The sequence below is a fragment of the Flavobacterium sp. HJSW_4 genome, from assembly GCF_042436695.1.
Taxonomy (GTDB): Bacteria; Bacteroidota; Bacteroidia; order Flavobacteriales; family Flavobacteriaceae; genus Flavobacterium.
In genome coordinates this window covers 38977-52312 of record NZ_JBHNPP010000002.1, presented here as the reverse complement: position 1 = coordinate 52312, position 13336 = coordinate 38977, and the positions used below count along the sequence as shown (strand labels likewise).

General features: G+C 36.3%; 8 protein-coding genes. 6 read left to right on the top strand and 2 right to left on the bottom strand.

What is annotated here, in order from left to right:
* The first annotated feature begins 19 nt into the window (after nucleotides 1–19).
* From ACE01P_RS02035 to ACE01P_RS02020, 4 genes are all read left to right on the top strand, one after another.
* Nucleotides 20–412: a plasmid mobilization relaxosome protein MobC gene (locus ACE01P_RS02035; RefSeq protein ID WP_379693528.1), complete on the top strand. Its 393-nt coding sequence runs from the start codon at nucleotides 20–22 to the stop codon at nucleotides 410–412.
* Nucleotides 400–1710: a relaxase/mobilization nuclease domain-containing protein gene (locus ACE01P_RS02030; RefSeq protein WP_379693526.1), complete on the top strand. Its 1311-nt coding sequence runs from the start codon at nucleotides 400–402 to the stop codon at nucleotides 1708–1710. The genes ACE01P_RS02035 and ACE01P_RS02030 overlap by 13 nt, the downstream gene beginning before the upstream one ends.
* A 17-nt stretch (nucleotides 1711–1727) precedes the next feature.
* Nucleotides 1728–3713 (top strand): conjugal transfer protein MobC, encoded by a 1986-nt coding sequence (gene mobC / locus ACE01P_RS02025; RefSeq protein WP_379693523.1) that lies wholly within the window; start codon nucleotides 1728–1730, stop codon nucleotides 3711–3713.
* 198 nt (nucleotides 3714–3911) lie between these two features.
* Nucleotides 3912–9158, top strand: a complete 5247-nt coding sequence (locus ACE01P_RS02020) for an ATP-binding protein (protein WP_379693520.1) — start codon at nucleotides 3912–3914, stop codon at nucleotides 9156–9158.
* A gap of 94 nt (nucleotides 9159–9252) precedes the next feature.
* On the opposite strand, the gene ACE01P_RS02015 is transcribed toward ACE01P_RS02020, so the two are convergent.
* Together ACE01P_RS02015 and ACE01P_RS02010 are read right to left on the bottom strand one after the other, a co-directional pair.
* Entirely contained in the window at nucleotides 9253–10362 is a 1110-nt protein-coding gene (locus ACE01P_RS02015) for a hypothetical protein (RefSeq protein ID WP_379693518.1), read from the bottom strand.
* A gap of 15 nt (nucleotides 10363–10377) precedes the next feature.
* Nucleotides 10378–11529 (bottom strand): hypothetical protein, encoded by a 1152-nt coding sequence (locus ACE01P_RS02010; protein ID WP_379693516.1) that lies wholly within the window; start codon nucleotides 11527–11529, stop codon nucleotides 10378–10380.
* 349 nt (nucleotides 11530–11878) lie between these two features.
* On the opposite strand from ACE01P_RS02010, the gene ACE01P_RS02005 reads away from it, so the two are divergent.
* Together ACE01P_RS02005 and ACE01P_RS02000 are read left to right on the top strand one after the other, a co-directional pair.
* On the top strand, nucleotides 11879–12448 hold the full coding sequence (locus ACE01P_RS02005) for a hypothetical protein (protein ID WP_379693513.1): 570 nt from the start codon (nucleotides 11879–11881) through the stop codon (nucleotides 12446–12448).
* A gap of 55 nt (nucleotides 12449–12503) precedes the next feature.
* On the top strand, nucleotides 12504–13205 hold the full coding sequence (locus ACE01P_RS02000) for a hypothetical protein (RefSeq protein ID WP_379693511.1): 702 nt from the start codon (nucleotides 12504–12506) through the stop codon (nucleotides 13203–13205).
* The last annotated feature ends 131 nt before the right edge of the window (nucleotides 13206–13336 follow it).

The following is a 13336-nucleotide window of genomic DNA, read 5'->3' as shown; positions in this document are numbered from 1 at the left end:
GAAATAATGAAAAAGCTAAATGATGGAAAAAGAAACTTCAAAAAGAACACGGATTGTCGGGCTTCGTTTTACCCCTGAAGAGTATCAGAAAATAGAGCGGAAATGGAAAGCCAGCACCTGCAGAAAACTCAGCGATTACATCCGCATGCATTTATTCAATAAGCCCATTACAGTGAAGTATCGAAATGAATCTCTTGATGAATTTATGGCTGAGGTTATAAAGCTGAAAAACGAACTTCACTCCCTTGGAAATAACTTCAATCAGTCTGTAAAAAAACTGCATACCCTGCGGCAGATTCCGGAGTTTAAATCATGGATTTTAAACTCGGAATTAGAGCGCAAAATGCTTTTGGAGAAGGTGGAGGAAATTAAAATCCATTTCCAGAAAATTACTGAAAAATGGTTACTGTAATTAAAACAGGATCTTCTGTGCATAATATTTTTAACTACAATGAAAATAAAGTGAAAGAAGGAATTGCCCAATGTATCGGAGAAGGAAATTATCCTCTGGAAGCTGCAAAATTAACGGGTACTATGAAGCTTAACAGGCTTCTGAAACAGAATGCGCTTAATGAAAATGTAAAGAGGAACAGTGTGCATATTTCACTGAATTTTGATCCCTCTGAATCTGCATTGCCAAATGAGAAAATGCTTGAAATAGCATCGCAGTATATGCAGAAAATAGGCTTTGGAAACCAGCCGTATCTAATTTACAGGCATTATGATGCAGGACATCCGCATCTGCATCTGGTGTCCATAAAAGTTAGGGAAGACGGCAGTAGGATTGATATGCAGAATATAGGGAGAAACCAGTCTGAGACGGCGCGAAAGGAGATTGAAAAAATGTTCGGTCTGGTTCAGGCTCAGGAAAAGAAAAACACCGGACATGAGCTTATCAAACCTATTCTGCTTTCAAAGATTAAATACGGCAGCACAGAATTAAAAAGAGCTGTACAGTCGGTTCTTGATCATGTGCTTACTGCATATAAATACAAAAGCCTCTCCGAGCTGAACGCAGTGCTGGGGCTGTATAATGTAAAGGCAGACAGGGGAGAGGAAAATTCAAGAATATTCAAAACAAATGGTCTGGTGTACAGAACGCTGGACGAGAATGGAAAACCTGTCGGCGTTCCTTTGAAATCAAGCGGATTTTACAGTAAACCGACTTTAAAGTTTCTGCAGATGAAGTTTCTGCAGAATGCTAAGACGGCATCCCAGATGAAGAGAATTGCCAATGCTGTTGACCTTATACTTTTAGGCAGAAGTGTTTCGCTTTCTGATTTGGAATACAAGCTGAGAAAGGAAGGGATAAACATGGTTTTCAGAAAAAGTGAACAGGGACAGCTTTATGGGATCACTTATGTGGACCACACTTCAAAATGCGTATTCAATGGAAGCGATTTAGGAAAGCCCTATAGCGCTAAATTGATAGAGCAGCGATGCCGTTTATCTTTTGAAATTGAAAAAGAAAAGTCAATTCCAGTTCTGTCCCAGACATCTAAATTTAATACAACTATTGTTCGGGAAAAGAATAATGAAAACTTTTTCAAAGACCTGCAGCAGGATTTGAAATCCCTTGATTTCAAATCTGCTGTTGAAAAGATAATAGAGGTAATAACCAAGGTTGAAAATGATGTTTTTTATGTTCCAAATCAGCTTAAAAAAGCATCAAAAAAGAAAAGAGTAAGAAGACGTTCCTATAATTTATAAATCTAAAGAAAATGGCTATGCAGACAGGAGAGAATGAACAGGCACTTAGAAAAATACTCGATATGACAAGATTAATCAGTGTCATTATATTGGTATTGCATTTTTATTTTTACTGCTATGATGCTTTTGTGCGATGGCATCTTGCAGGTGAAATCATGGAGAAGATAATAAGCAGGATTTCCAAAACTGGACTTTTTGATAATTTTCACAAATCCAAACTTTTTTCACTGCTGCTATTGGCAGTTTCTCTCATTGGTGCGAAAGGAAAAAAAGACCAGAAGATGAATTACAGAACAGCTTTGGTTTGCATTTTCAACGGTCTGTTGGTTTACTTTGCCGCTGCTGCTGTTTTTTATCTTCCCCTTAATGGAGTTTACAAAGCTGGAATCTATATTAGCGTAACATCTCTGGGGTTTTTAATGATGCTTTCAGGAGGAACTTTATTATCCAGAATAATAAGAACAAAATTTCAGAATGGAGATGTTTTTAATAAAGAGAATGAAACTTTTCCTCAGGAAGAAAGGCTTTTGGAAAATGAATACTCCATTAACCTTCCTGCCCGCTATTATTTGAAAAATAAGATCCGAAAAAGCTGGATTAATATTATAAATCCATTTCGGGGACTGCTGGTTTTAGGAAGTCCCGGTTCCGGAAAATCCTATTTTGTCATCAGGCATGTCATAACCCAGCATATACAGAAAGGATTCACCATGTTTGTGTATGATTTCAAGTATGACGATCTCTCCAAAATTGTCTACAATACTTTTGAAAAAAATAAAGGGGCCTATAAAATAATTCCCAAATGCTACTTTATAAATTTTGATAAAATTATGCACAGATGCAACCCTTTAGATCCAAAAGGAATGGAAGATATTACAGACGCATCTGAATCTGCCCGAACTATTTTGATGGGGCTCAACAGGGAATGGATTAGAAAACAGGGAGATTTTTTTGTAGAGTCTCCCATTAATTTTCTTTCCGCTGTTATCTGGTATCTGAGGAAGTATAATGACGGGGAATTCTGCACCTTGCCGCATGTAATTGAGCTCATGCAGATGGACTACGATGATCTTTTCACGCTGCTTCGGACAGAAAAGGAAATTGAGGTGCTTATTAATCCTTTTATCAGTGCTTACCTAAAGGAGGCAAATGACCAGCTGGAGGGCCAGATTGGCACCGCTAAAATTGCCATGGCGCGTTTGTCGTCTCCTCAGCTTTATTACGTGCTGTCAGGTAATGATTTCACTTTAGACATTAATGATCCAGAAGAGCCAAAGATTGTCTGCATGGGAAACAATCCTCAGAAAATACAGATTTATGGAGCAGTTTTATCTCTGTATGTAAACAGGCTGGTAAAGCTGGTAAATAAAAAAGACAGGCTCAAATCCAGCCTGATTTTCGATGAATTTCCCACTATTTATCTCAATAATATGGACAGCCTTATTGCAACAGCAAGAAGCAATAAAGTAGCCACATGTTTAGGCATTCAGGATTTCAGCCAGCTTCGAAAGGACTACGGAAGGGAACAGGCAGATGTAATTATGAATATCACCGGAAATATAATTTCCGGACAGGCAACAGGTGATACCTCCAAGCAGTTATCGGAGCGTTTTGGCAAAATTCTACAGGATAGGGAGAGTCTTTCGATCAACAGCAGTGATACATCAGTGAGTCGTTCCAAACAGTTGGAATCGGCAGTTCCTCCTTCTAAAATTTCAGCACTCAGTTCAGGAGAATTTGTGGGTATGGTAGCAGATAATCCTGACTGTAAAATTGAACTCAAAACTTTTCACAGCGAGATTATTAATGATCATGATTCTTTGAGAAAAGAAGAAGAAAGTTTTAAAGAAATTCCGCTGGTTCGCAGAATTGATGAATCTATGATTCAGCGGAATTATCTGCAGATAAAACAGGACGTACAGGACATAATAGATTCTGAGATGGGAAACCTGCTGAATGATCCCGCTATGCAGCATTTGGTGATTCATAAAAAAGAAAATTAAGTCTGAATGAAATCATTTGATTGTAAATGATTTTTAGCAGTATTGATAAATTGTGGATGTATTTATTGTGATAGATTATGCTTCTTATAGTATTAATTTATTTGTGCTGGTGTTAAAAATATTTGAAGATCATCTAACTTATTTCCATATTTTAGTTCCTGTTTCAATGTACTTGTATTTTCAAGTTAAGATTCAGCTATGACAGATAAAAAGAAAGATAAAATAAGAGAAGTGGCAACACCTAAGCAGACCGGAGGCGGCGGTTTTGTCTTTGAAGATAAGGTTACTGCCTGGTTTTGTGCTCATTTTTTAGCAGATACAATACCTTTAAACAAGAGTTTAGGAAAGATTATTAGGATCGATTTTCAAGTAAGACCGGAAGGATGGCTCTTTGACGATCTTTTGCTGACACAGAAGAATGCTGATGGTGAAACCTGCAGGACAGCGGTATCAGTAAAAAGTAATATCCAGTTTAACAGTAAAGGTCCTATTGATGATCTGCTTTATGATCTTTGGAATCAATATGTTGGTGAACCTCAAAAGGTTTTTGATCCTTCGAAAGACTATCTCTGTATCGTAAATTCAGTAATACCATCATCAATTTCAGGGGATTTAATCGATCTGCTTTCTTGTGCAAAGAAGATGGATTCTGAAGTGTTTTTTGAGCGTGTCACAAATGACAAAGGCGGTTTTTCCATAACGAAACGGAAACTATTCAAAAGCTTTTACTGTCCCGCAGAAATCGCTTCAAAATTTAAGATAGAAGATAAGGATACAGTTACCATGTTAAGCAAGTTGTTTTTCATGGAGTTTGATTTTGAAAAACCAAATTCAAACAGTGAAAATAGTATTATATCGATGGTACGGAATGTTGTAGCCGAGCCGGATGGAAAAATTGAAATCCGGCTGTACGAATCTTTATGTGGTATAGGCAGTGAATTAACTCCCTTTTCCGGCTATCTTGATTACAGAAAATTAATAAATCGATTTGCACCTTTATTCGATTTAAAAGGTTTTCCAAATCACAGCGCTGACTGGCAGAAAATTCATTCACTCAGCAGCAGATCCGTGGCATCTATTCCAGATTTGATAGGAAGGAAAATTAGCCTGCCGAGAACTGATGAATTAAATGACCTTAAAGAAGCGGTTGAAAGTAACCAGGTGCTTTTTGTTATTGGCAGATCTGGCTATGGCAAATCAGTTCTTATTAAGAAATTAATTGAGCGGGAAACAGATATGCATAACAATTTTATCTGGATTGATACCCAATGCCTGAATAGTGGCAGTCTGTCTCAGTATTTTGGGCTGCAGCACAATTTTACTGAGCTTTTAAGCCATATGCATAAATCGTGTTCGTATCTTGTTATAGATGGAATTGACCGTTTTTTTAAGGAAGAAGATCTAAAAAAGATTTACGAGATTCTTACTCAGGTAATTGTTCCTGATTCTGGATGGAAAGTAATTTTCACATGCCAGAATGATGATTACAGTGATGTTATCGAGCGGCTTTACAGAATTAATATTCCGGTGAAATCTGAAACTTATTCCGTTGAGCTGAAAATTATGGATTACAGTCTCTCTATTTGCAGAGAAATTCCCGAACTGTCTAATTTGTTTAAGCATGAACATCTGCATGGAATCTTGAATAACCTGAAATATCTTGATCAGCTGGCGTTTAAATTATCTGCCGGCACAGCAATTCCAGATAAAGATCTGCTGGGAGAAACAACTATCATAGACTGGATATGGAAGGACGAATTTGATGGTACCGGGTCTAGATTTATGCAGTATTACGCTGAAAAACAAGCGCAGTTGTTTTCCGCTGCCGTTCCTGTGTCAGATTTTAATATTTCCGAATTAGAACCTCTGGATAGATTAAAAACGAGGAAAAATATTTACGAGCACGACGATAAATTATATCTGGGTCATGATCTGTTGGGGGATTGGGCAAGATATAAGCTTTTGCGTTCGAGGGATAAAAATATAAAAACGTATCTCAACTCACTGGAGCTGGGATCTCCTTTATGGCGCAAGGCGGTAAGGCTTTACGGCATATACCTGCTTGAGAAAAATGATGGAGGGAATTCATGGAAAGCTTTAATAAAATCCCTTTCAGAACTTGAACCGCGTGAGAAGATTGTCCAGGATCTGTTGCTTGAATCAATATTTTTTTCATCAGATACTTACAAGTATCTCACCATGGTTTACGATTGTTTAAAAGAAGAGGATGGCAAGCTTTTCAATCGATTTATTGGACAGTTTTTGATAAAGGCAACAAAACCAAACCCAAATGTAATGCAGATTGCTAAAGAACAGGGAAAACTGACAGTTGCAGAGGCAGCCTCTTATCATAGAATGCCGGATTTTCTCTACTGGCCGGGGTTAATAGAGTTTTTATTTGAACATAAAAAAGAAGTCATACTTTATTGCAGAAGGAAATTAGCAGTGCTATGCTCAATGTGGCTTGATTACACTGGTTCCCGTTTTCCATACCGCGAAGAAATTTCTGCTGTCGCTTTGGAAAATGCCCTTTGGGTGTTTAATTTCAGTTTAGACGGCGGGTTTGTTAAAGGTGATGCTGATCAGCTGATTTATAAGGCTTTTATGGCAGGCGTGGGCGAGTATCCGGAACCTGTCATTGAGCTGGCTTTAAAATTATGCAAGAGAATAAAAGTAGAAAGACCTCAAAAAAAGCGGGAAGCACAAAATGAAGAATCTCCAGTAAGATCTTTGTTAGCGGCTTCAAAAATAAGGGATAAGATACAGTGGCCCGACGGGCCGTATGAAAATGTTGACAGCGCCTTTGAAAAAGTCTGCCTGAATAAAAATGCATTAGCTCCAATGATTTTGCATTTTCCAGAGAAAGCAATGGAAATTACGCTTGCTTTACTAATTGAAAGACCGACAGAAGTTTCTTTTGATTTTAATTCTTCACATTATAGTTTAGACATAAATGAACCCCATGAATGGTTTCCTCCATTTTACACCAGAGGCCCCTTTATGTCATTTTTCAGGTATCAGCCCTTTACAGGTGTTGCTCTGGTAGTAAAGCTGGTCAATTTTGCTTCTCAGCAGTGGACAAACTCCTATAATCATAAGAAAAGAAGTATCCCGTCTATTAAAGTGAATTATGACGGCCAGGCGAGAAATTATATTGGTGATTATCGCGTTTACTACTGGTTCCGTGATATGACAGGGGCACCTCATCCAATTGTAAGTGCACTGCAGGCTCTTGAAAAATTTCTTATTGATGAGATAGACAAATCTAACGATATTGGCAGTCACGTTGATTTTATTTTAAAGGAGGGTTCATCAGCTGCTTTTCTAGGGGTCTTAAATTCATTAGGAAAATATAAACCTGAATTGTATTTAGGCCCTCTTAACCCTCTGCTTGCTGTAGTAGATTTTTACTTTTTGGAAAAAGATTTGGATTTTCTTGGAAATGAAATAGAAAGCCACCAGATGATAGGTTCAGAAAATTTTGATCCAAGAACCATAAAATTAGTAAAAGAATGGCATAGTATGCCCCAAAGAAAAAGATCAATGGGCGGGGTATGCATAAGTCTGTATCTTGAAAATGAACAGCTAAGGAAGCAGTATGAGAAAATTACTGCGCAATGGACTGTTTTACTTGGCTCTATAGAAGATGACAGGCGCACTTCTGATTATCTTAAGCGCCTGATTTCATTTTTTGATTTTAATAATTATGTTAAACCTGCAGAGGAAGAAAACGACCTTCCGCTTTATAGAGAACCCGAAGCACTGAGTAAAGAACTGCATGCAGCCAGAGCAGATGCTGAGCTGGGACTTGATCTGCTTGCTTTTCCATTTAAAAGTCTGCAGGCCATAAAAAATGAAACCAGGCTGGATGCAGAACAAAGCAAAAGTTTATGGGATACTATTCTCAATATTTCTGAAATACCCGATGATTTTCCATATCATTCTTTTGGAGGCAGCCAACAGTCCGTTCTTGCTGGATGCGCATTTCTTTTTTACAATAAAGAAGCATGGATTGAACAATACCCCGAAATAACAGAGTGGACAGTTTCTTTTATAGAGAATGCTTTGAAGAATTACGAGCCAGGTCCAAATTCTTTTTATCAGACCGATATGGAGGATTCGTGGAGTGCTTTTGCATCAAGGATTCTGTCTGCTGTCTGGAGTGGGGATTTAAACAGCAGGCGCGTGCGCGCTTTAATTGCAGAAATGGTCATAAAATGTCCCTATGATACGCTCAGCATATTGTTTTTTGAAACAGCAAAATACCTCTCATGGTCTGAAGGTAATTTTGTCCAGCTGCAGAATCTGGTGATACTGCTGGCGCAGGCAGCGGATAAGAATTACAGAGCTAATTTACCTGATTATGGAATTGGGAAATCTTCGGATAAAAAAAAGAATTTTGATTATAAGAGCTATGTAGAAAAAGTTAGGGATGAATTCATAACTGGAACTGCTGAAAAGAATCTCATTGACTGGTCAAAAATGCGGGAGGTAAAATCGAAAAATAGCCGCAGCTGGGATTATAACGGAGAAGATTTTGAAAAAAGACCAGGAATAAACAAGGTAATGCTTCATCATGCATTTGCTTTGGTTCCTAATTTGGACGATCTTCCAGAAGAGGACAGCAAGCATCTATGCCAGCTTTGGAAACAGCTCTTGGAGCAGGTGTTATTTGAACGCGGGCCTGTAAAGGAAGTTTTTTCGGACAGAAGCGAATATCCTGATGAATTCGATAGATGGGTTCTTATGAAAATTTCCCGATTGGTTCTGGATGTGGAATTTAATGACAATCTCAATGGGGATGAGTTATGGAAGCCGCTGTTTGTCTATGGACCGCAGATGGCGGATTGGATAGTTGTATTTATGGAAAACTATTTTATAAACAATATAGAACGCGAGGATAAAAGAGAAGATTTTTATAAATGCTGGCTGTCAATGGTGGAATTTGCGGGCACATGCAAAACATGGAAGACAGATCGATATTACCACGGGAAGAACTTTCAGCAGGCACTGCTGAGTATTAACAGTACTATGATAAATTGGTGGAGGAACGATAATTATGCTTTTTTTTATGACAGGGCAGTTTTGGAAGTTATTGAATGGGGGCAGAAACACAGATACGATCAGGATGCGGTTTATAAAATATCAGTTCTTATGAAGACCAAACCGGGATTAAGGTTTATAAAAGAGGGGCTGGGTATAATAAACGGTTATCTCAATCTCAGAAAGATTGGTGATAAAATAGGTACCAGACAAGGTTATGTCAGAAGAGAATTTGAACATGAAAACTATATGGCAGGAACTGTCAGTTTTTTATGGGAAAACAGTTCAGGCCAGATTATAGCGGATAAGGAAGTACTGAAAGCATTTAAAGAAATTGTAATTTACTTGGTTTCAAAGCAGAATCCTATTGGACTGGAACTGCAGGATCGGATAATGATGTAAGATTCATTATGCAGATCAAGCTGCTGTCAGATTTCATGTTGATAATTAATTATTATAATAGTTATTCTGATTCTAAACAGTTCTTGTTGTTTTTTCAAACAATATAGTTTTCAAGTACGGTTTCATTTTTACGATAAAATTCGAGCTTTTCGACTGTATTTCTTTTGATAATTCTAGGATTCAGTTCAATAAAGAGGCTTCCGCCGTCATTAAAATCTTCGGAAACGAGCTGCCATTTAATTTCAATTAGCTGAGGCTCTTCGATGTTTGGTCTAATGCATATTTGATCGGTTTTAATCGAATCTGTCTGAACCAGAATGGTTTGTTTGGGTTCAAATATTCCTTCATTACAGTTATTATAAAATTTTGTATTGTAGGTATAAGGATTTATGTCATAAACGGATTGATTCTTATCTACTGTATCACAAGAAATATAATCACTTAAAAGCTGGAAATAAAGTTTATAGTTTTTAATCGAGGTGTGTCCATTATTCAAAAGTTTGATATAAAAAACACAGGAACTTTTATTATAACCTACTGAATTAATGTAATATCTTACAGGCTGTGGTTCAGTATCAATTTCACGTCTGGTTTGAAAATTTTCTTCTGGAGAATAAGAAATGTCAAAGCTGTATCGGTCAGGGCTTGCTAATTCGTAGCTGATATTGTTTTTAATGAGTTTAGGCTCAAAAGCCAGTTTATCGGTATCACAGCCAAAGGAAACTTTGACAGAATAAAGATTTTTGTAATTCACGCTTTTTACATACCAGTCAAAGGTTTTTTTGTTCTCTTCTATTAAATCTGCAATATCTTCCCAGCAGAAAAGATGAATTTCGAATAAATTAAGCCCTCTGCTTTCTAAATCTTTGATTCTTATATATTCTTCTATTTTTGAATCTTTATTTGCTGTTGTGGCAAAATAGAATTTCTTCAATGACGGTTTAAAGTTTTTCGCTTTCTCAATTTCTGCATCAATCTCCTTTATGGATAGATTTGCATTGCTGTAATCATCTTTGCCTTTGCATTGAATGCCATAGTAATGTTGCTGATGATTTGGGATGCCGAAAATATCAACGCCGTTCTGGTTCTGTCCGTTGCGACCATTTTTCTTTATTTCATCGCATTCCCAGATCTCTCCCCAAAGTTTTTTGCACAAACTTTCAAAGTCCTGCCAGTTCTCCGGCTTTCTTAGTGTTTTCTTCATTAGATGCTTGAATGGTTATTTGGGTGTGTTTATAACATTAATGCTTTTTTTATCCTTAGTTATTATCAGCTCTTTGATTTCAACATTATCTTCTTTAAAATGTTCATCCCTATTAACCTCTATATATTTAATTTCTTCCTCATATTCAGGCTGCAGTTCAACTTCCAGTTTGTCCGATTTGTCAAAATCTCTTGCCAGCAGTTCCCATGAGATTCTCATATACTTCTGTTCAAAATTGGGAATAAACATTATTTCAAAAGTTCTGCTGGACTTCTGAATTAAGGGCTCCTTGTCCAGAGGGTCATATAAAAATTCATTGCTATCTTTATATGCCCATAGTGTCCGGTTATCATATTGCATTTTTCGTGTGGTTTCACTCATTAAAAAATCGACATAAAAACCATCGCTTATTTTCTTTGCCTCATTTATCTTTAGTTTTAAATACCAGTTTTCCAGTGTGACATTTCCAGTATTTTTTACCGTGATTTCTAAAGTGCACCAGCTTTTGTTTATCTCGTTAGATCCATATATCGTAGATATTGGAGCCATCATTTGAAACTGCCTGCTTATAGCGGATATACTTCTGGAAATTTCAAGATCTGGATTAACATATCTGTATTTTGTAATTAACTTTAAAAATTTTGGTTTTATGATGGTCTGGGTTGTGCCATTTTCAAAAGCGACACTGACGTCATATTTTTCTCGAAAGCTGCCATTCCCCAGATACCAATTTAATGTCTCCCGGTTTTCTTCAATGAGATCAACCATGTCTTCCCAGCAGTACAATAAAATTTCAAAAAATCCGTCTGCTTGATTTTTAATATCCTGAAGCCGCACAAACTCTTCTATTTTTGCATCTTTATTTGAACTGGAAGCAATAATGTAAACGCCAAGTTCAGGCTGGAATTTTTTAGCTTTTTCAATTTCCTGAAGTATTTCTTTTTCAGATAATTTTGCATTTGAATAATCATCTTTGCCTTTAGCCTGAATTCCCCAATATTTTATTTCCCCTTTAGGAATCCCGTAAACGTCAACTCCAGCCTGTTCCTGGCCTAAACGACCATTTTTTTTAATTTTATTGGGAATCTGCCAGATTTCCCCCCAGAGTTTTTTACAAAGTGATTCAAAATCCTGCCAGTTTTCCGGTTTTCGTAGTGTTTTTTGCAAAGCTTATTTTTATTTTTCTGTTAAGGTATCAAAGAGGTGTGCTTGAATAATCTGTTAAGCAGATGTATAATTAGTATTGATAGAGCTAAGTTAAAAATAATTTTTCATTCGTTAAGAAGCATGAAATGGAATATTTTGGACATCTAAAATGCTGGAATTGCCCAAAGAAGATCCATTAAAAGACCTATATGGCTGCTTTGTGCAATTTGGGTTTTATTATATGTTATATTGGTTCGCTTTTTCTATATTTGATTTCCGTAGGGTATTATTTTAAATTGCTGTTTGCTTTACTATGAAATGTCTTTGAAGCAGCACTAATTTTAGAACTGATTAGATTAATTTTTTTTTTATGGCTTTTGAATTTGATAAACCTTTAGAGATTATTGTCGGTATGATAACCATTTTGTCAACATTGGTTGGAACGCATATTTGGGCATATAAGTATGGTTTGAAACAATCTGCCAGAGATTTTAAATTGAAATCTATAGAGAATAAATATGTTCTGATTTATGCGCCCTTGCGAAAGCTGCTTCTCAATAAGCATCTGGCGACAGGCATCGCAATTTTATATCCCAGATTCTCGCAGAGGTTTAAAAGGGCAAAGCCTTATTTTATTAGCTTTAATTTTAAAGAGGGACATAAAAAGCTTTTTGATAAATATGGAAATAAACCTGTTACAGAAATTGAGTATGGAGGTTCATTTCCATTGGTGGAAATGCAGGAAATCATTCAGGATAATATTATGTGGGCGGACAAAAAATTAGTAGGGCTGCTGCAGGATGCAGATCGATCAGGATATGAGCAGTATTACTCTCAGGGCCATAAAGATGATACGCTGCTTACAGAAGAGGAAAATCAGCTTTGTGATTATATTTTTGACCAGTACGATAAGCTGAATAAGAAATTTATCAGCCGTTAGTAATCAGGAACGAATCTGTTTTTAATTAAAAAAATACACACTAAAAGTCTGTCTTATGGATATAATTGATATTAGCAGAAATATAATAGACAATATTGAAAAACTGGACGATATAATCGATTCATGTTTTGAGCCGGTTAAAGATTTAACTGATACAGCATCAGATATTTTCGCGCCTGTGAAGGCAGTCAATGCATTGTATACCTTCAATAAAAAGAGAAAATTTAAAAAGTTCCTGAAGTCCTATGCTTTGGGTTTAAATGAGTACGGATCAAATGCGCTCAGTGATGCCGAAAAATTGAAAACATATTTGAAAGAGGAAAAAAACTTTAATTTTTTGACCGATACGATAGAAAATGCAATAAATTCTAAATCAGTATTTGGCTCAATGATATTAGGATATTATGCTGGCCAGATTTTGTCTGAAGCAAAAGCAGTTAGTTATAAAGATTTAATTATTATTGAAGGTATAAAAGAGCTAAATGATATCGAATTATCCTGTTTTGTAAGGATTTATAATAGAGCGGACCTGTCTAAAATGGTTTCTTTCGAGGAACTAAAACTTGGCGGATATGAATTCTTTTCTAAATTGGCCATAGAAAAATTAATTCAGTTGAGATTCATAATTAAAGACCATAATGTTTATCATGGAAGCGGCATGAGTTATAATTTTACATCTACCGATATAGCCGAGGATGTATTTTTTCTTATAAGGGATATTGGAATAAATGATGAATTGATGAATTATCAATATTAGTTTTTTTATTAGCATCTGATTTTTAGCATCATTTAACATATTCTTCGGATGTGATATAAAAATCTATGACAGTCAAGTAAGCATTTATTCTTTGTACGCCTTTAGTTTTTGCCTGCATATCCATTCATGGA

Bases quoted from the DNA above. Each gene is read 5' to 3' on its own strand.
- ACE01P_RS02035 (WP_379693528.1), top strand. From the start codon at position 20: ATGATGGAAAAAGAAACTTCAAAAAGAACACGGATTGTCGGGCTTCGT.
- ACE01P_RS02030 (WP_379693526.1), top strand. From the start codon at position 400: ATGGTTACTGTAATTAAAACAGGATCTTCTGTGCATAATATTTTTAAC.
- mobC (WP_379693523.1), top strand. From the start codon at position 1,728: ATGCAGACAGGAGAGAATGAACAGGCACTTAGAAAAATACTCGATATG.
- ACE01P_RS02020 (WP_379693520.1), top strand. From the start codon at position 3,912: ATGACAGATAAAAAGAAAGATAAAATAAGAGAAGTGGCAACACCTAAG.
- ACE01P_RS02015 (WP_379693518.1), bottom strand. From the start codon at position 10,362: ATGAAGAAAACACTAAGAAAGCCGGAGAACTGGCAGGACTTTGAAAGT.
- ACE01P_RS02005 (WP_379693513.1), top strand. From the start codon at position 11,879: ATGGCTTTTGAATTTGATAAACCTTTAGAGATTATTGTCGGTATGATA.
- ACE01P_RS02000 (WP_379693511.1), top strand. From the start codon at position 12,504: ATGGATATAATTGATATTAGCAGAAATATAATAGACAATATTGAAAAA.